This is a genomic window from Flavobacterium chryseum, from assembly GCF_004362015.1.
In the GTDB taxonomy this organism is placed as follows: Bacteria; Bacteroidota; Bacteroidia; order Flavobacteriales; family Flavobacteriaceae; genus Flavobacterium.
The window spans coordinates 51,730-71,601 of sequence record NZ_SNWW01000014.1; the positions used below are offsets into that span (position 1 = coordinate 51,730).

Here is a 19,872-nt window from a genome sequence, read left to right on the forward strand (position 1 = left end):
ATTTCAGAACTCCTATTTTCTCTATTTAGAGTGCTGTCTTTTCCTCAAATTCAAAAATAATTTCCATACTTCCGTTAGCTCGTTCAATTTTAATAACCAGCAGATAAACAAATAAGTTATTATTCCAACTATAGTTCCTAAAAGTAACTGAAGTATCAGATTACTTATAAAATAAGACACTATAAATACTACAATTGTCATTCCTATTGCAGCAAGCAAAAAAGGCAGCATATCTTTCAATTGTTTAATAAAACCATAACCATAAAACTTTCCTGGCAGATAAGCATTTACAGCAAAAAATACAGCTGATGTAACAACATGCCCAATTACAATAGCTTTTACTCCCAGAGGAATTGTGATAATCATAGCCAGTATTGTTAAGGGCAGTTTAGATAAATCTACTTTTAGAAATAAGTCTGAACGTCCGACTGCATTTAATAGACTCATATTAAGTGCACTCATTGGAAGAAAAACACGCGAAAAAACAATCCATTGTAAAAGTGGAATAAGTGAATTCCATTTTTCTGTAAGTAATAGAATTACAATTGGCTTTGCCAGTAAAGCAATGAGAGTCATTAATGGAATTATCAAAAAAGCCGACATGCGAATTATTCTGCTATAAATAGAAACTAATTTCTCTTTATCGTGTTGTACTTTGGTAAGAATAGGGAAAGTCGCTTGTTGCAAAATACTTACAACTGTGCCTGCAGATATGTCTGCAAAACTTTTAGCTCTAACGTAATATCCCAGTGTAGCAGTTGTATAAAATTTTCCTAGGCAAATATTATACACATTGTTTAATAATTGAGCGTACAAACCGGCTGCCAGCAGTTTTGAGCCATAACCAAATAATGATTTAAATGATTTTTTAGAAAAAGATATAGAAGGAAACCAATTACTTAAAAACCATAAAGTCACTGAAGAACTGAACGAACCAATAAGCATTTGAATAACCAACGACCAAACACCATATCCGTTTAGAGCAGCAAATATTCCACATAATCCGCCTGCAATCATTCCAATTACATTACTTTTTGCGATCGATTTGAAATCAATCAAGATTGTTAGTTTCGTTCGTTGAACAATTGCAAAAGCATTTAAAAATAGAATTAGTCCCAATATTCGTGTCAAGTCAGTTAATCGGGGTTGTCCAAAAAAAGAAGAAATAAAAGGCGCTGAAAAAAATAATGCAAAATAAAAAAAACTACTTACTGCTAAATTGAACACGAATAGAGTTGAAAAATCAATATCTGACCTATTTTGACGCTGAATTAAACCCACTCCTAAACCACTTTCAATAAAAGTTTGTGAAATGGCTATAAAAATGGTTAACATTCCTATTAAACCAAAATCTTCCGGCAGCAAAATTCGTGCAAGTACTATACCCACAAAGAATTGTCCTGACTGAACTGCAAATTTATCTACAGCAGACCAAATAATTCCTTTTGTTGCGGTTGATTTTAGAGAGCTATCGTGCATTCAATTTATTGCTTTAAAGTCGTACATCTATAACTTGCCCTGAATAATTAGACAATAAAGTCTGGATACATCTTAAAGCAACAATTTCTGGTTTTAATAAAGTATCTTCCGGTTCATTACCAAAATTTTTTATTCGCATTGGTGTTTGTGTACGTTCCGGATTCATGCAATTTACTTTGATACCTAACGTTTCCCATTCTTGCGAAATTGCCTGCACAAAATTTACAGTAGCAGCCTTACTCGAAGAATAAATACTGTAAAATGCTCTGCCTCTTGTATAGGAACTCGAAGTGAAAAATAAAATATGTCCTTTTGATTTTTTTAAATAAGGTAATGAAGCAAGTGAAATATTAACTATTCCAGTATAATTTACATTTATCGAATTCAGAATATCTTGATAATTCATCGTTTCCAATGGCTCTTTATACAATATTCCTGCTGTGTTAACAATAAAATCAATTTTATGTTCTATTTGAAACACTTTTTCCAAAGCATTTATAACGGCATCCATATTAGAGACATCTACATTATTTTCACTTCGTGAAAAACTATAAACTCGAATTCCGTTCTGTTTTCCTAAATCTACAATACTTTTCCCTATTCCGTAAGCACCACCAAAAACAACCATAACTTTATCTGATAAAGACTCTACAGACAGTTTTATATTTTGAATTTCGACCGAACGCAATTGAAATAATTTATCCAATAAATAAGTGTCTTCCGGATAAGTCAACTTCATATTAACTTCTTCACCATTTACTACATAAATTTTTTCATCGGGCAAATATTTCTTTACAACTCCACAATCATCGGTTGCCTTAAAATTTTTATCTTGTAATGCCAACTCGTATGCCTTTGCAATAACAACTTGTTTAAACCCTTGAGGAGTTTGTCCTCGACGCATTTTTATTCTCTCCGGAATAGCTGTTATAATATCATTTTCAACTTCAATAATAGTATCCGCAGAATTAATAGCAACATCAACAGCTTTATAATGATCCATTGCTTTTACAACATCATTAATGATTCTTTGACTAATTAACGGACGGGCAGCATCATGAAAAATCAAATTAGCATCTTTAAAATCATCATAAGCACTAACTGCCGAAAGACTGGAATGATATCGCTCTTCGCCTCCAATTAAAACTCGCTTAATCTTTTTCCATTCATTTTTAATGATCATATCTTCCACCATAAAGAGATAATGCTTATTAATAACAATGGCAATTTCATCAATTAATTCATTTTTTTCAAATGCATCAACAGCATGTTCTATAACCATCTTTCCGGCAACTTTAAAAAACTGTTTAGGTAAAGATTTTTCTAACCTAATTCCCGTTCCTCCCGCTAAAATGACAGCTATATTCATTTATTATTCTTTAATAAAAGTTTAAAATTCATTAGATAGATTAGTTGAAAATTTGAGTTTCTAAGTAATTCATTATATTTTGAGAAGCGGTTAATTTATTCTTTTGTATTAGATTATCCTGCACAAAATCTAAACGCTTTTCTTTCATCCAGTCATTTTCATTCAACACAACATTATCGATAAAATCTATCAATTGTTCCTTATTTCTGGATTGATAGTGCACCGACACAACCTTCTCTCCAAATTCACTCCATTCTTTCATAACAGATTCATTTCTAACCATAAAAAGAGAAGGTTTTCCTGTAATGAGATATTCTGCCATAAACGAACCGCAATCGTGAATTAAAGCATCGGATGTTAAGAAAAGATCTCCATAATCTGAATTTTCAAACTGACCATTCTCTAAATTCATCCATTTTTCATAATATATGTCCGTTTTTTCTTTACCCCAATTTAAATCATTTTCTAATTTAATTCTCAATAACGGATGCGGTTTAAATGCTATTTGCAACTTGTTCTTATAAGTATTAGCCAAGTCTAAAAATACATCAAAATACTCTAAAAAATTGGAAACCTTATTTAGTTCATTCATTGAATGATGCGGTGCCCATATTACTTTTTTTAGCTTTGCATTTTTATTTTTCCAAATACTATTATTTGGCATTTTATTAATTAACAACTTATCAAATCCCGGATAACCTGTTACAACATTATTTTTTCCTTTATTTCTTTGCTTTTTAAATGCTATTTTTTGGTGAATAGGCGTTTCTGAAAATATTTTCCAAACAAGATTATGAAAATTTAAATCATAAAAAGCATCATAATTGGTTGTCATAATAGCATAAGGCACATAACAAGTCAAGGTGTCAGAAAACTGTTTTATATAATATCTATAATCTTGTAAACCTTCATAAGGATTTGTAAAAAAGATTATTTCCGGGGAAAAAGTATTTTTTATATCTAAATATTCTCCCGTTACTTTATCATAAGTTTTAATAATCTCATAACCTTTCTTTTTAAATGCATCATATGATTTGTCCATTTCAAACAGCATATTTTCCATACCAAAATTTACGGCTGGACAAACAAAAATTTGAGGTTCAAATCTGGGATGCAGTAGCATTAAATCAAAAAGCACATCATATTTCCAAACCGATTCATGAATTAAAAAGAAGGCAACTTTTACTTTTACTTTTTCTTTTTTTCTAACAATTTGAAGCGCTTTTTCGTGTTTTTTAGGTGCTTTTTTAATTTGATATAAATCATATAAAGCACGAAGTTTTGTGAAATTATAAATTCTAATAAGTGAAAACCAAATCTTTTCAGGTACGTGTTTTTTAATAGCTAATTTTAATTCTGTCATTTTATCAAATTAAAATTAATACCTATTTAAAATTTCAATAACAAAACTGACTTCTTCCTCTGTCAAAACCGGACTAATAGGCAAACTTAAAACTTCGTTGTGAATTTTTTCTGTAATTGGAAATGATAAATTATTCCATTCCGGAAATGCTTTTTGTTTGTGCGGCGGAATTGGATAATGAATTACGGTTTGAATATTATTTTGAGTTAAATATTCCTGCAAAGCTTCTCTGTTTTCTGTCCGGATTACAAATAAATGAAAAACATGATTTTCTGAAAAACCCCAAAATGGCAATTCAATTTTGTTGTTTTTTATTTCAGATAAATAACGTTTTGCAATTGCCCGGCGCTTATTGTTGTCATTATCTAAATTTGGCAATTTTAAATTTAAAAAAGCAGCCTGAAGTTCATCTAATCTTGAATTTACTCCAACATATTCATTATAATATTTTTTTTCAGAACCATAATTACGAAGCGAAAAAAGTACTTTTGCCAATTCCTTATCATTTGTTGTGATTGCTCCGCCATCGCCTAAACAACCAAGATTTTTTCCTGGGTAAAAACTGAAAGCTTTTGTTCCTGAAGATTCTTCGACTTCGCTCAGAATGACATTCATTGCGTTTGGGATTTGGGATTTAGAATTATTGGGATTTTCAAAAGCTCCATGCGATTGTGCTGCGTCTTCAATAACTAACAAATTATTTTGATTCGCAATCTTATTAATTCTTTCCATTTCAGCCAATTGTCCATATAAATGAACGACTAAAATGGCTTTTGTTTTTGGAGTAATTTTTTCCTGAATTAAATCTGGATTGATATTGTAGGTTTCTAACTTTGGCTCGACCAAAACAGGAACTAAATCTACCTGTAAAATGGCTAAAATACTCGCAATATAAGTGTTGGCGGGAACAATAACTTCATCGCCTTTTTGAAGTTTTCCTAATTCGATATATCCTTTAAAAATCAAAACTAAAGCATCGAAACCATTTCCTACTCCAATGCAGTATTTTGCCTGATTATATTCGGCGAAAGCCTTTTCAAAAGTTTCCAATTCTTTTCCTAAAATATACCAGCCGTTATGCAAAACTGTTTTCAATTTTTCCTGAAAAGCAGTTTCGTAAGGCTCGTTTATTTTTTTAAGATCAAGAAATGATATCATTTTATCTTTAATTGTTTAAACAAAAATACCATTTAACTTGTTATAATTTGCCGTCCCCACTTCATAAAAATCATGAACTATCGTACTTGCACCAAAACTCTCTTTCCAATAAGACAATCCTTCGTTAAGATTTTTTCCTTGATTTTCATTTGAAATTCCAAAATCGAAAAATTTCTTTTTAGCAAATCTTTCCTGAATCAGATAATCAAATAAAAAATCTAAACTTCCTAAATCTTCGTCGTTCTCATTTTTTGAAATATATTGACAATGTGCCACGGTTTCAGTTTCAAAAACAGTTGTTCCTGCAACAATTTTATCTTCTAAATAAACATTAAACTGATGAATATTATCTGGAAAATGCGATTTTAATTGGTTGATTTCTTCTACTGAATGAACGGGTTTTGCATTGTGTTTTATTTCTAAATTCGGAATTAAAACCTCATTCCAAAATAATTCAAAATTGTTTTCTTCTTTAATTATCAATTGATTTGAAGTGGCTTTTTGTAAACTTCTTTTTCTAATTTTTGAAATTATATTTTTCTGAAATAAATCAATAACTGAAAGTGAATCTCTTCGAATGAGCTTTGCTTCTGCCAAAAATAAACTGTATAAAATTTCCTCGGCAGGTTTAAGGTGGTAAATCGACGGAAGTGTTTTTAAATATAATTTTTGAAATTTACCTTCATTCAAAAAAAGCAAAATAGCCTGAAAAATTTCAATTACTGATGTTAATTTTGTTCTTTCGTTATAAACTAATCCACCATAAGTTAATCCCTGATGAGAATATATATGACTATCTCGTTTATTTGCAGGCAAAACCGCTTTTAGTTTCTGATCTTTAAATACCAAAAGTGAAAAATCTTCAAAACGATCCTGATGATAATCCATAAAATTGCGATGGAACAAAAACGTTGCATTTTTGGCCTGAGCAATAAAATCATTCCAAATTTGATGATCGTTCTGTTCGTATTTTTTTACGATGTATTTTGTCATTTTTCCATTTACTTTTTGCCACGAATTTCACAAATTTCCGCTGATTTATTTTCCTTGTTCTTAAAAATTGTATTAATTTTAAACTAATTTAATTCGTGCCAATTCGTGAAATTCGCGGCAAAAAAATTATTTGTGATCAAATGCCGGCAAATACCACTTGAATTTTACCGCCATTAAACGAACTGAAATAATAACTACCGACGTTAGCAAATACAATATATCATCTTCTAAATTCAGCTTCTTTAATATAAAAAATACGATTCCACCCAAAATACAAATCGTGGCGTAGATTTCTCTTCTAAAAATAGTTGGAATTTCAGTACATAAAATATCCCTTATAACGCCGCCAAAGCAAGCCGTCATCGTTCCTAAAGCAATGCAAATAACTGGATGCAGACCAATGGAAATTCCTTTTTCAAGACCAATTAATGTAAAAACACCAAGGCCAATTGTATCGAATAAAAACAAGGAAGTTCTGAGTTTATCAAACTTTTTTCTGAAAAGAATTGCAAGACCAAAACCTAAAATAATTACATAAACATACTGCAAATTCAGCATCCAGCCAACCGGAGTTCTGCCTATTAGAACATCACGCAAAGTACCGCCGCCAACTGCCGTAACAAAAGCAATAATAAAAACCCCAAAGGGATCGAGTTTTTTATGCATTGCTGTTAAAGCGCCGGACATGGCAAAAGCCATTGTACCAATAATATCTAATAAATGGAACATTTTTTTAGGTTCAAGGTTTCAAAGGCGCAAAGGTGCAAAGATTAATTCTCTTGGTTGTAATTTTATTCTTAAATTTCATCAATGCACAAAATCTATTTTTTTACATAAATCGGACTTCTTTTCAACAAGTACGATATCGATTCCATCCAACTGTCTTTTACCGCCAAAAAAGGTTTACGCGTTTGAGAATAAATTTTTGTAGCATTCTTATACATATCAAAGTAAACGGTATAGTAATAATAAACCTGGGTCGAAGCTGTTGTAGTAGAAGTATCGTTTGTTTTAATCTTTTTATCATTGTCGCTTACTTTTGCATTGCCGCTATTATAAGTGGTAGAAGTGGTACCCGAATTCATGGTGTAGGAAACTTTAGCAGCTACAATATTATCAACGCCTAATATTTTCTCAAGATCCTGAATTGGCGTTTCGTCAATATTAGTATGATCAATTCCGGCTTTATGCAGCAAACTATTTGTAGTTCTTAAATCCTGAACGGTAAGCGGAAAAATATTTGATGATTTATCAAGCAATTTATTATAAAGATCATTTTGTGCAAATTTTGCCATGTCTTCAGAACTTTGTTGATTATCTGAATTTAAATACGGAATTGGCAGTACAGCAATTGTATTTGGTTTTAGTTCTGCAACAGCAATATTTTGATTTGAACTTGGCTGTGAGTTGTTGTTTTCAGAAATATCAAAAGTTTGTGAGCGACCGCTGGCAAAATCAATTCTTGCTATTTGAGATACATCAAGAGAAATTTGCAACGTCTCGCCTGGTAATGAATATTCGACTGTTTTATCAGACATTTTTACGATTGTACCTTCAATAATCTGGTAATCTCTTTTTATAATTTTATCCAGTTTTTTTGTTTGAGCAAATGTCAAAACAGAAACAAACAACAGCATTATAATTACAATAGCTTTTTTAATTTTCATAATATTTCAAATGATGTTTCTCCTACTCTTATGGCTTTTCGGTTACGCCTTTTTTAAATAAACTATTAAAAACAATAATTTACTTACAAAACAAAGTTAACAAAACATCTAAATTAAAACATTTAAGAGCTTATATAATTACATATTCTGGGTATAAAAATTATAATCTTTTAAGATAATTCGAAGAAAATCCCTGTCATTTCCGGATTGATTTTTAATTCCGGTTACGCTTTCAATTTTAGAAACTAATTTTTGAATTGTTTCATAATCATTCTTAACATCAGCTCTTTGAAAAGTTTCTTTAATGATTCGCATATCATTGTCAGACAATTTTATAACCAAAGGATAAGTTGGTATATAGGCGTTTCCTATTTCTTCAAGAATAGTATGACTTATATTAATTTTATTCTTTAAAGTAATAACGGCTGTTCCCGCAACCATATCGCCTAAACGTTGTCCTTTTTTACTTGAAATCACAGCTATCAAAGCCACAATTCCGTAGAAAAATGAAATATCAATAATCCTGAAAAACCAGCGCATTAAATAATCTCCAAATCCTGCCTGATAACCATCAATTTTAACGACTTTTATTTTGACTAATTTTTTTCCGAAGGTTTGACCTTCAAAAATACTCTCTAAAGTAATTGAATAGATTATTGCCGGAAAATACAGAAACAAAATAATAGCTATTTTAGACCATGAATCAAGTTTATAGAATGAGTCTGCGAAACCCAGCCAATAAAAAACGATTAAGGATATAACGATTATATAAGCTATTTTTATAGCAAAATCAATTAAATAAGATCCTATTCGTTCACCAACAGATGCCGCTATAAAATTTATTTTAACATTTTGCGTCGTATTAATTGATAATTCTGACATATTTTATATTTTAGCCTACAATGAGAGAAATTGCGTTTATAAAACAAAATAAAGAAAAATGGCTAGAATTTGAGCTAGCAATTTTTGGTAAAGCTAAAAAAAATCCTGATGAGTTGGCTAATTTGTACATTCAAATGATGAATGATTTGTCGTACGCGCAAACTTACTATCCAAAAAGCAAAACCGTAGTTTATTTAAATCATCTGGCTTCACAAATTTATCAGAAGATTTACAAAACAAAACGATCTGAAAAAAAAAGGTTCTTTGAGTTTTTCAAAACCGAAGTTCCGTTATTGGTTTACGAGTACAGACGTTATTTACTGTATTCTTTCATTTTGTTTTTTATAACCGTTGCAATTGGTGTAGTTTCAGCAATATATGATCAAAATTTTGTTCGCTTAATTTTAAGCGATGGTTATGTAAATATGACGCTTGAAAATATCAAAAAAGGTAATCCAATGGCGGTTTACGGCAGCGGAAGTAATTGGGGAAGTTTTGTTGGCATTACCATGAATAACTTAAATGTTGGTGCAAGATGCTACATTTACGGCATTTTTGGGGGTTTGGGAACTTTTTATATTTCTTCGCAAAACGGGATTATGCTGGGCGCTTTTCAATACTTTTTTTACGATCAGAATGTTTTCTGGAAAAGCGTTCGCGGAATCTGGATTCACGGTTCTATGGAAATTTTTGCGATTGTAATCGAAACTGCTGCCGGATTTATCTTAGGCGCTTCTATTTTATTTCCTAAAACTTTTTCAAGAGTAAATTCATTTAAAATAGGTTTTAAAAACAGTTTTAAAATATTCCTAAGCACATTTCCTTTTACGATTGGCGCAGGATTTTTAGAAGGTTTTATTACCCGATATTCTATCGATATGCCCAATTGGCTTAGTAGTTGTATCATTTTGGTTACACTTGGCATAATTTCTTATTATTATCTGGTTTATCCTTTTATAGTACACAAAAAAACACAACACTTATCTGCCAAATTGAATTAACCGAAACCGATAATGAATAAAATTTTCCTCGTTTTATCTTTTCTTTTTTACTGTGGCATTTCAAATGCTCAGGATTCTTCGGCTACAGCTGAACCGCCAAAAGTGGAGTCTGTAAAATATACTGAAAAAGATATCGAAATAGATTCTGATACCGTTGAAGCCAAAACTTTTTCTAAAAACTTCAAAAAAAAATATACCGATTCGGATTTTGTTTACGAACAAAAAGCACCCGAAAAAACAGCCTGGGATTATTTTAAAGAATGGCTTGCCAGTATTTTTAGAAGAATGTTCACCTTTAGTAATCCAGAAGCTTCACTCCGATTTGTCGTTATTTTACTAAGAGTCCTGGCAATTCTGATTGTTGTTTTTGTCATTTATTTGATTGTAAAAGCCATCATTGCCAAAGAAGGACAATGGATTTTTGGAAAAAATGCGCACAAAAAAACAGTTTATTATTCTGAAATTGAAAAAAATATTCACCTTTTAGATTTCGAAAAGTTAATCAAGGAAAGCATTCAAAACGGAGAAAGAAGAATTGCTATTCGATACTATTACTTGTGGTTGTTGAAGGTCATGGCGCAAAATCATTATATTGAATGGGATATCGAAAAAACGAATTCTGATTATTTGTACGAAATTCAAAGTCCGGTTCACAGAGAAGAATTCACATATTTATCCTATTTATACAACCATATTTGGTATGGTGAATTTGAAATCGATGAAACGCCTTTCATAAAAACCGAAAACCGATTTAAGAAATCTATAAAAACCTTTAGCAATGAGTAAATCCATCAAAATTTATATTGCTATTTTGGTTTTTGTTTTAGCCTTAATTTTAATAGCAGGCCGAAATGATCAAAAACCTATAGATTGGCGCCCAACCTATTCTGTCAATGACAAAATCCCGTACGGATTATATGTTTTTGATAAAGAAATCAACGGACTTTTAAAGAAACAAAAGATCGAAAGAGTTTCGGCAATAACGCCGTATGAATTTCTCGATTCAAAATACATTCCGGATACAGTACAGGGAAAATATAAAATAAAAGGCACCTTTTTTAATATTTCAGAATTTGGAGCTCCACAACCCGGAATTTCAGAATCAGGAACTATTGATGACCAATCTATTACAGAACTTTTTTATTTTGTATCGCACGGAAACAATGCTTTTTTGAGCATGAAAACTTTCCCTCAGTCATTATTAGACAGTTTGAAAATTGAAATAAATACAAGTTTTCAAAACGAAAATATCACTTCGGTTTGGTTGGCAAATAAAGGAGTAAATCCTAAAAGATATCCTATAATTGAAGAAACTGGAAATTACTATTTCTCTAAAATTGACACCTTAAATACGACCGTTTTAGGTTATCAGGGAAATAGAATCAAAAAGCAAATCAATTTTATTAAAGTTCCTTACATCAATGGTTATTTTTATTTGCACACACAGCCTGTTGCGTTTACAAACTATCATTTATTAAAAAAAGATCATTTTCAATATGCTCAAAGTGTGCTTTCTTATGTTCCTAAAGGCGACATTTTTTGGTATACAAAAGGACAAAATAACGAATCGATTTCTGACTCGCCGTGGCGTTATATTTTAAGTCAGCCTTCATTAAGATGGGCGTTGTATTTATCTTTAATCGGAATTTTGATTTTCATTATTTTTAATGCCAAACGAAAACAAAGAGTTGTTCCGATTTTAAAACCGTTGCCTAATTTAACGCTTGATTTTACAAAAACAATTGGAAATTTATATTATCAGGAAGGCGATCACGATAATATTATTGATAAAAAAATTATTTATTTTCTCGAAAGAATCCGAAACGAATATTTAATTGACACCACAAAACTGGATGATGATTTCATCAAAAAATTGCAGCATAAATCAGGAAAAGAAGAAAACGATATTCGTGAACTTGTATTTTTAATCAACGAACACAGAAAAAGTTATCACGGAAGTCTCGAAGAAGATTTAATCAGAATTAATAACGCGATCGAGAAAGTTTTACATTAAACAAAGAATAATAAAAGAAAACAGACCAAAACATGGACGATTTTAATACACCAGAAACAGAAATCACAAATGAAAACGTGAATTTTGAAACCAGAATAAATTTAGCGCCGCTTTTAGAGCACGTAAACAGCATCAAAAAAGAGCTTGAAACCGTAATTGTAGGTCAGCATAAAATGATCGATCAGCTTTTGGTTGCCATTTTATCAAACGGACACGTTTTGCTTGAAGGTGTTCCGGGAGTTGCTAAAACGATTACTGCTAAATTATTATCTAAAACCTTGAATATTGGCTTTAGCCGAATTCAGTTTACGCCGGATTTAATGCCTTCAGATATTTTAGGAACTTCAATTTTTAACCTGAAAACTTCAGAATTTGAGTTTAAACAAGGTCCGATTTTCTCGAATTTAATTTTAATTGATGAGATCAACCGTGCTCCAGCAAAAACGCAGGCCGCACTTTTTGAAGTAATGGAAGAACGCCAAATTACAATTGATGGTTATGCCTATCAGCTTGAAACTCCGTTTTTGGTTATTGCCACTCAAAACCCAATCGAGCAGGAAGGAACATACCGTTTGCCGGAAGCGCAATTAGACCGTTTTTTATTCAAAATTTCTATTGATTATCCAAAATTAGACGAAGAAATTCAGATCATTCAAAGAGAACATGTATTGCAGAATCACGGTAAATTAGAAGCTATAAAAACCATACTTTCTGCCGAAGAAATAAAAGGGTACCAAGCTTTAATCAAACAAATTCGAGTTGAGCAAAATTTACTGGAATACATTGCCAGAATCGTGGTGAATACCAGAGAAAACGCTTTCTTATATTTAGGAGCTTCGCCTCGTGCCTCGATCGCTATTCTGAACGCTTCAAAAGGTTTTGCTGCTATTCGTGGCCGTGATTTTGTAACTCCGGAAGATATTAAAGAAGCCGCAGTTCCTGTATTACAACACCGTGTAATTGTGGCTCCGGAACGCGAAATGGAAGGCATAACAAGCTCAGAAATCATCAAACAAATTATTGAAACAGTAGAAATTCCACGATAATTCTTAATGGTTAATTGTTGATTGTTGATTTGAAAAACTAAATTTTAAAATGAGATTATATAAACTATATTTTTTGTTATTTATTGGACTTTCGTTGGTTAGTTTTAAACCAATCGAAAACACAACTACTTCAATTTATTTTGCAAGCGATAAAGAGCAACTCGAAACATTAATAAGAAAAGCTTATGAATGGATTGAGACTAAAAAAACACAAGATGATTTTGAAGTTATTGCAAATAAAAAAGGCGATAAATATGTTGGATTGAATGTAAAAACACACAACAAAATAGTAGAAGAACTTAAAAAATCTAACTTTTTTGCACAACAATTTATTGACAATTACAATAAAATAGGATTGAAAATTGGTGATAATCTTAAAAACAATAAGATGGAATATTTTGTTGGTGATTTGCCTCCGTATGGCAATGACAGCAACCCATGGTGTGATTGTCAGGATAATCCGGAAGCATTTTGGAAAACATTGAAACTAAACAACTTAAAAATCGAAAATAACAAAGCTACTTTTTACTGGACATGGACCGAATGGAAAGAAACTCCAAAATATAAAGTAACCGCAGTTAAAGAAAATGGAATTTGGAAAATCGCTGCTTTAGATGGCTTTAATTACAAAAGTTTTCTTGGGCTTTAAAAAACAATAACCTTAATTTTATTAAATTGAAATTCATAAAAAGTCTATATCTCAACAACTTCTTTTTCTACGTGCTCATGGGCATTGTAGGATTGTTTGTTTGTGCTTTTATTTTTCCGAATATATATAATGGCGTTTGGTTTGTGGTTTTAGTTTTAATTACTTTTCTCGCACTTGACATTTTGATTTTATATTTAACCAGAACAGGAATTGAAGCCACAAGAGAAACGCCTGAAAAACTTTCGAATGGCGATTTAAATCCGGTAAGTATTTCAATCAAAAATCATTATACATTTCCAATTTCAATTAAAATTATTGATGAAATTCCGTTTCAGTTTCAGGTTCGCGATTTTAAAATTATAAGAACAATTAAAGCTTCGGCTCAGGATAAAATTGGTTATGATTTACGCCCGACTGAACGTGGAGAATATTATTTCGGAAATTTAAACATCTATGTTTCTTCACCTTTAAAATTAATTTCAAGAAGATTTACTTTTGATAAGGATCAAATGGTTCCGACATATCCGTCATATATTCAATTGAGAAAATACGATTTGCTGGCTTTTTCGAATAATTTATATCAATACGGAATCAAAAAAATTCGCCGAATTGGTCATACTATGGAGTTTGAGCAAATTAAGGAATATGTTCAGGGCGATGATCTCCGCACTTTAAACTGGAAAGCTACTGCCAAGAAAAATGCCTTAATGGTGAATCAGTTTCAGGATGAAAAATCGCAATCGGTTTATTTGGCAATTGATAAAGGCAGAGTAATGCAAATGCCCTTTAACGGATTGAGTTTGCTGGATTATGCTATAAATTCAACTTTGGTTCTCGCAAATGTTATCCTGAAAAAACAAGATAAAGCCGGAATTTTTGCTTTCTCTAAAAAAGTAGAAAACAGAGTTTATGCCGAAAAAAGAGGTTCGCAAATGCAAAAAATTCTGGAGACTTTATACAACATCAAAACAGATTTTTTTGAAAGTGATTACAGCCGATTATATGTTGATATTAAGAAAAACATCAACCAAAGAAGTTTGATTATTTTGTACACCAATTTTGAAACAATGGACGGTTTAAACCGCCAAATGCCCTATTTAAAAGGAATTGCAAAAAGTCATTTACTGGTTGTCGTTTTCTTTAGCAATACAGAACTAAACGAAATCATCAACAAAAAAACCGACACGATTCAGGAAGTTTATGATAAAGTAATTGCCGAAAAATTCATGTTCGAAAAAAGGCTTATTGCTAATGAACTCAAAAAATACGGAATTCACTCTGTATTAACGCAACCTGAAAATTTAACTTTAGATGCTATTAATAAGTATTTGGAAATTAAAGCGAGAGGGATTTTGTAAAATAAAAATGATTGTTTTAAAAAACTTTAAATGAAAAAAATACTTTTAATCACATTTGTTTTAGTTAATTTTTTATCTCGTGCACAACAAATCGAAACCATAACAATTCCAAATGGAATTGTATATAATTATTGCAATCCTAAAGTAATTGAAAAAGCTAAAAAACTAATTATAGATAACTTATCAAATACTAACGGCTACAAAATAGTACAGGATAATCTCATCATTGGACCTGAATTATGGAAAAGGTTTAAAGACAAGGAAAAAATACAAAATATAAAACAAGGAAAAGTTGAATTTCACGTTGATGATTTAGTACTTGACGGGAAAATGAGTAATGATATTAATGATTCTAAAATAATATGGGATGAATTTAAAAATGAAGTTGCTCAGGATTACAAAATTAGAAAAGCTAATGAAGAAGAATTAAAGTATTATTGGTCTGTAATATCATTTGATATTGATGAACCTTTGCTAATTATAGAAACTAAAGAACATAATTATATTTTAAATTTATTAAAAAAAGATTTAAAATTGCTTTGGCTCGACGAAGCTCCAAAACCGGGTGCTGTTAAACAATATCAAAATGGAAAAGAAGCTGAGTCAATTTCTAAAGGAGTGCAGGAAACTAAGCTTGAAAAAGTTGTATTACTAAGTTCTGACGAAGAAATAAATAAAAATAGTTCCATTGATGATATTAATTTAATTATAGATAACACAAATCAAATATTTGAAGAACTATTCAAAAATTCATTGAAACCGGGCAAGATCATGGTTCAATTTCAATTAAATAAGGAAAATAATGATATCTTATTTGCTGTTAAAGATTTGGATCTAGATATTATGAAAGAATTTGAAAAAAGAATTAACAGTGAAAAATATCCAAATTCAAAAAAGGATTCAATTAAACTGCAATTAATTTTTAAAGTAAATTCTTTTTGATGATTTAGAATAAGTTCTTCGCAAAATTTAATTTTAGATTCTAAGCAAAAGGAATTTTGTAAAAGATATGAAGTGTATGTTTTGAAAATGTAAAATGCGTATTATTAAGTTATCAACTTCATAAGATTAATATAAGAATTATCGAAAATCTTTGAACCTTTGTTTGTATGAACTTTTGTAACTTAAAAAATATGAAAAAAGCATTTTCAATTCTATTTATTTTATTCAGCTTTTTGTCTCACGCACAAAAAACAGAAAATATTATTATCATCACTACAGATGGTTTTAGATGGCAGGAAGTCTTTAAAGGAATGGATACTGCAATTGCCAACGATAAAAATTTTAATCAGGGAGACAGCACTTACATTTATAAAAAATACGCAGGTTCTGATTTTGCAGCAGCCCGCAAAAAACTAATGCCTTTTTTATGGACTGAAATCGCAACAAAAGGTCAGATTTACGGAAATCGCTATCTGGGCAATAAAGTAGATGTTTCAAATCCGTATTGGTTTAGTTATCCGGGTTATAGCGAAATCATGACCGGAAATGTAGATCTTGCCGTCAATTCTAACGATTACAAACCAAATCCGAATGTTACTGTTTTGGAGTTTTTAAACAAACAGCCCAAAATAAAAGGAAAAGTTGCCGCTTTTGGAGCTTGGGACGCTTTTGACAGAATTTTGAATGAAGAAAGAAGCGGTTTTCCTGTAATTTCTGCCTTCGATAAAATTGGAGGGAAAAATCCGACAGCGGCTCAAAAATTGCTAAATGAAATGCGTGATGATTCTTTTAAACCTTTTCATGAAGACGAATGTTTAGATGTTTTTACCAATTATGAAGCGCTGAACGAACTGAAAACCAACAAACCAAAAGTACTTTACATCTCTTACGGAGAAACTGATGAATGGGCGCATCACGGACATTACAGATCGTATCTTGACGCTGCCAATCAGGTTGATAAATGGATAAAACAAATTTGGGATTTTGTACAAAACGATCCTCAATATAAAAATAAAACTACCTTATTAATAACCGTAGATCACGGTCGCGGAGACAAAACAAAGGCAGAATGGACAACTCATGGTGATAAAATTGTTGGAGCATCACAAATTTGGTTCGCTGCAATAGGTCCTGAAATTGCCCCAAAAGGCGAAATCAAAACAGATTCTCAATTCTATCAAAAACAATTCGCACAAACCATTGCCAAAATTATGGGATATACTTTTACAGCAGAACATCCTGTAGCAAATGAGATTAAAGAAATTTTTGAAAAATAATTTATAAAACCTGAAATATTTTTTTGCCACAAATTTCACGAATTTTCACGAATCATTATTTTTCAATGCGATTAAAAATTTGTAAAAATTTGTGAAAATTCGTGAAATTCGTGGCAAACTTTTTTAAAAGATTTGCGGAAAAACCTCTGAACCTTTGCAACTCTGAACCTTTGCTCCTATTTTAAAAAAATCTCAGTACCTTAGCACCTCAGAACCTAATTACCTTTAAAAAAAATGAAACAAATTACTTCAATTCAAAATCCGTTTATAAAATCTTTAGTGTTATTGCAGGAAAAAGCAAAAGCACGCAAACAAACCGGAACATTTTTGATTGAAGGATTACGTGAAATTTCATTAGCCATAAAAGGCGGTTACGAAATAGAAACCGTTTTATTTTTACCCGAATTAGTTACTGAAAATCAGATTCATAAACTGGTTAACACCCCGGTTCAATTAATAGAAATCAATAAAGAAGTTTATCAGAAATTGGCTTATCGCGATACAACCGAAGGCATTCTGGCAATAGCCAAAACCAAATCGATGTTATTAGCTGATTTAAAATTATCAGATAATCCGTTGATTATTGTTGCTGAAGCTCCGGAAAAACCGGGAAACATAGGGGCGCTTTTACGTACGGCTGATGCTGCAAATCTGGATGCCGTTTTAATCGCGAATCCAAAAAGTGATTTATACAATCCAAATATAGTACGTTCGAGCGTTGGCTGTTTGTTTACCAACCAAATTGCAACCGGAACAACAGAAGAAATTATTGCTTTTTTGAAAGAAAAAAAGATCGATTTTTACTGCGCCACATTACAAAATTCAACATCTTATCATACACAGGACTTTACAACTCCAACCGCTTTGGTTGTGGGTACGGAAGCTACGGGCTTAACGCAGGATTGGCGTGACGCTGCGACACAAAATATCATTATTCCGATGCAGGGCGAAATTGACAGCATGAATGTTTCTGTTGCTGCTGCCATTTTAATTTTCGAAGCAAAACGCCAAAGAGGATTTAATTAATTTAAAAAATTATCAATTATGAGTTATAAGTTATCCCTTCTACTATTCTTTTTTGGTTTTACCGTTTCAGCACAAATCTCGACTCAGGAAGTCGATGATTTAGTAAACAGAACAATTAAAGCTTTTGATGTTCCGGGAATTGCCGTTGCGATTGTAAAAGACGGAAAAGTAGTTTTATCAAAAGGATATGGCGTGAAATCTGTTTTAACTCAGGAAAAAGTAGATGGAAATACACTTTTTGGAATCGCCTCAAACAGTAAAGCTTTTACAACTGCCGCATTAGCGATGTTGGTTGATGAAGGCAAAATAAAATGGGATGATAAAGTGATTCAATATCTTCCTGATTTTAAAATGTATGACGATTATGTAACTAAAGAATTTACAATTCGTGACTTATTAACCCACAGAAGCGGACTTGGTCTTGGTGCAGGAGATTTGATGATCTGGCCGGACGGAAGCGATTTTAAAGCAACTGATATCATTCATAATTTACGTTATTTAAAACCAGTTTCTAGTTTTAGAACCAAATACGATTATGACAATTTAATGTACATTATTGCGGGTGAAATCGTGCATGTTGTAAGTGGAAAAAGCTGGGCAGATTTTGTTGAAGAACGCATCATGAAACCATTAGAAATGAACAATAGTGTGGCTTCGATAAAACGTTTGAAAGATACTACCAACGTAATAACGCCTCACGTTCCGGTTGATGGAAAATTAAAAACCATAAAACGTTACGAAAATCAGCTTTTTGATGGCGCTGCGGGAATTTATTCAAGCGTAAACGATTTGAGTAAATGGGCAATTTTACAAATCAATAATGGAAAATACGGTGACAAACAATTATTCTCTGAGAAAGAACACGATGAAATGTGGCAATTGCAAACCATTACTCCAGCCAAAACAAAACCTCCGTACAATACTCATTTTGCAGGATATGGTTTAGGTTGGTTCTTGAGTGACATCAAAGGATATAAGCAAGTTTCGCACACCGGAGGTTTAGAAGGAAATGTTACGCAGACTACTTTGATTCCGGAACTTGGTTTGGGAATTATTGTTTTAACAAACCAACAATCCGGAGCTGCTTTTAATGCTATTACAAATACGATAAAAGACAGTTATTTAGGTATTAAATCTGATGATTATGTAACGATTTACAGCAATCGAATGAAAGCCAACGAAGACTCTGCAGATAAAGTCACAGATGAAGTTTGGGCAACTGTTGCCAAAAACAAAAAAGATAAAATAAAAACAGATTTTTCTAAAATAACAGGAACTTACAAAGACAACTGGTTTGGCGAAATTTATATTACAGAGAAAAAAGGAAAATTATATTTTGCCTCAAAACGTTCAACACAATTAGTGGGTGAAGTCTTTTACTATAAAAACGGAAACTATGTCGTAAAATGGAATAACGCCTTTTTTCATGCCGATGCACATTTACTTTTTAAATACGATGAAAGCGGAAAAGTCATCAACTTAAAAATGCTTCCAATTTCTGAATTAACTGATTTTAGTTATGATTTTCAGGATTTAGATTTCTCTAAAGAATAATTTTAGATTTTAGATTTTAGATTTTAGATTTTAGATTTTAGATTTTAGATTTTAGATTTTAGATTTTAGATTTTAGATTTTAGATTTTAGATTT

General features: G+C 31.4%; 18 protein-coding genes. 10 read left to right on the forward strand and 8 right to left on the reverse strand.

The window, feature by feature from the left end; all coding sequences use genetic code 11:
- Positions 1–21: 21 nt before the first annotated feature.
- The 8 genes from EV143_RS19945 to EV143_RS19980 form a co-directional block, all read right to left on the reverse strand.
- Positions 22–1,479 carry a lipopolysaccharide biosynthesis protein gene (locus EV143_RS19945; RefSeq protein ID WP_133509690.1) on the reverse strand — a complete coding sequence of 486 codons (1,458 nt, stop codon included), beginning with the start codon at positions 1,477–1,479 and terminating at the stop codon, positions 22–24.
- Positions 1,480–1,492: 13 nt separating this feature from the next.
- Complete coding sequence (locus EV143_RS19950) at positions 1,493–2,848, reverse strand: bifunctional cytidylyltransferase/SDR family oxidoreductase (RefSeq protein WP_133509691.1); 1,356 nt, start codon at positions 2,846–2,848, stop codon at positions 1,493–1,495.
- A 40-nt stretch (positions 2,849–2,888) separates the two neighbouring features.
- The gene (locus EV143_RS19955) at positions 2,889–4,211 is read right to left on the reverse strand and encodes a CDP-glycerol glycerophosphotransferase family protein (RefSeq protein ID WP_133509692.1); all 1,323 of its coding nucleotides are present in this window, start codon (positions 4,209–4,211) and stop codon (positions 2,889–2,891) included.
- A 15-nt stretch (positions 4,212–4,226) separates the two neighbouring features.
- A complete protein-coding gene (locus tag EV143_RS19960; protein ID WP_133509693.1) occupies positions 4,227–5,369 on the reverse strand; it encodes a DegT/DnrJ/EryC1/StrS family aminotransferase in 1,143 nt (380 codons plus the stop codon).
- Positions 5,370–5,384: 15 nt separating this feature from the next.
- Positions 5,385–6,362, reverse strand: a complete 978-nt coding sequence (locus tag EV143_RS19965) for a GNAT family N-acetyltransferase (protein ID WP_133509694.1) — start codon at positions 6,360–6,362, stop codon at positions 5,385–5,387.
- 126 nt (positions 6,363–6,488) lie between these two features.
- Positions 6,489–7,091 (reverse strand): trimeric intracellular cation channel family protein, encoded by a 603-nt coding sequence (locus tag EV143_RS19970; protein WP_133509695.1) that lies wholly within the window; start codon positions 7,089–7,091, stop codon positions 6,489–6,491.
- 92 nt (positions 7,092–7,183) lie between these two features.
- Entirely contained in the window at positions 7,184–8,029 is an 846-nt protein-coding gene (locus tag EV143_RS19975) for a hypothetical protein (protein WP_133509696.1), read from the reverse strand.
- Between the two features lie 138 nt (positions 8,030–8,167).
- Positions 8,168–8,911, reverse strand: coding sequence for an RDD family protein (locus EV143_RS19980; protein WP_133509697.1), 744 nt, complete (start codon positions 8,909–8,911; stop codon positions 8,168–8,170).
- A 20-nt stretch (positions 8,912–8,931) separates the two neighbouring features.
- Here EV143_RS19980 and EV143_RS19985 point away from each other — a divergent pair, with 20 nt between their 5' ends.
- The 10 genes from EV143_RS19985 to EV143_RS20030 all read left to right on the forward strand — a co-directional run bounded on the left by EV143_RS19985 (position 8,932) and on the right by EV143_RS20030 (position 19,778).
- Positions 8,932–9,912 carry a stage II sporulation protein M gene (locus EV143_RS19985; RefSeq protein WP_133509698.1) on the forward strand — a complete coding sequence of 327 codons (981 nt, stop codon included), beginning with the start codon at positions 8,932–8,934 and terminating at the stop codon, positions 9,910–9,912.
- A 12-nt stretch (positions 9,913–9,924) separates the two neighbouring features.
- Entirely contained in the window at positions 9,925–10,698 is a 774-nt protein-coding gene (locus EV143_RS19990; RefSeq protein ID WP_133509699.1) for a DUF4129 domain-containing protein, read from the forward strand.
- Positions 10,691–11,926 (forward strand): DUF4350 domain-containing protein, encoded by a 1,236-nt coding sequence (locus EV143_RS19995; protein WP_133509700.1) that lies wholly within the window; start codon positions 10,691–10,693, stop codon positions 11,924–11,926. Before EV143_RS19990 ends, EV143_RS19995 begins: the two co-directional genes overlap by 8 nt.
- A 32-nt stretch (positions 11,927–11,958) precedes the next feature.
- A complete protein-coding gene (locus tag EV143_RS20000; RefSeq protein WP_133509701.1) occupies positions 11,959–12,972 on the forward strand; it encodes an AAA family ATPase in 1,014 nt (337 codons plus the stop codon).
- 49 nt (positions 12,973–13,021) lie between these two features.
- Positions 13,022–13,621, forward strand: a complete 600-nt coding sequence (locus tag EV143_RS20005) for a hypothetical protein (protein WP_133509702.1) — start codon at positions 13,022–13,024, stop codon at positions 13,619–13,621.
- 77 nt (positions 13,622–13,698) lie between these two features.
- The gene (locus EV143_RS20010) at positions 13,699–14,979 is read left to right on the forward strand and encodes a DUF58 domain-containing protein (RefSeq protein ID WP_208111292.1); all 1,281 of its coding nucleotides are present in this window, start codon (positions 13,699–13,701) and stop codon (positions 14,977–14,979) included.
- Between the two features lie 30 nt (positions 14,980–15,009).
- The gene (locus tag EV143_RS20015; RefSeq protein WP_133509704.1) at positions 15,010–15,921 is read left to right on the forward strand and encodes a hypothetical protein; all 912 of its coding nucleotides are present in this window, start codon (positions 15,010–15,012) and stop codon (positions 15,919–15,921) included.
- 191 nt (positions 15,922–16,112) lie between these two features.
- Positions 16,113–17,198 (forward strand): alkaline phosphatase family protein, encoded by a 1,086-nt coding sequence (locus EV143_RS20020; protein ID WP_133509705.1) that lies wholly within the window; start codon positions 16,113–16,115, stop codon positions 17,196–17,198.
- Between the two features lie 234 nt (positions 17,199–17,432).
- A complete protein-coding gene (locus EV143_RS20025) occupies positions 17,433–18,224 on the forward strand; it encodes a TrmH family RNA methyltransferase (protein WP_133509706.1) in 792 nt (263 codons plus the stop codon).
- An 18-nt stretch (positions 18,225–18,242) separates the two neighbouring features.
- Positions 18,243–19,778, forward strand: a complete 1,536-nt coding sequence (locus EV143_RS20030) for a serine hydrolase (protein WP_133509707.1) — start codon at positions 18,243–18,245, stop codon at positions 19,776–19,778.
- The last annotated feature ends 94 nt before the right edge of the window (positions 19,779–19,872 follow it).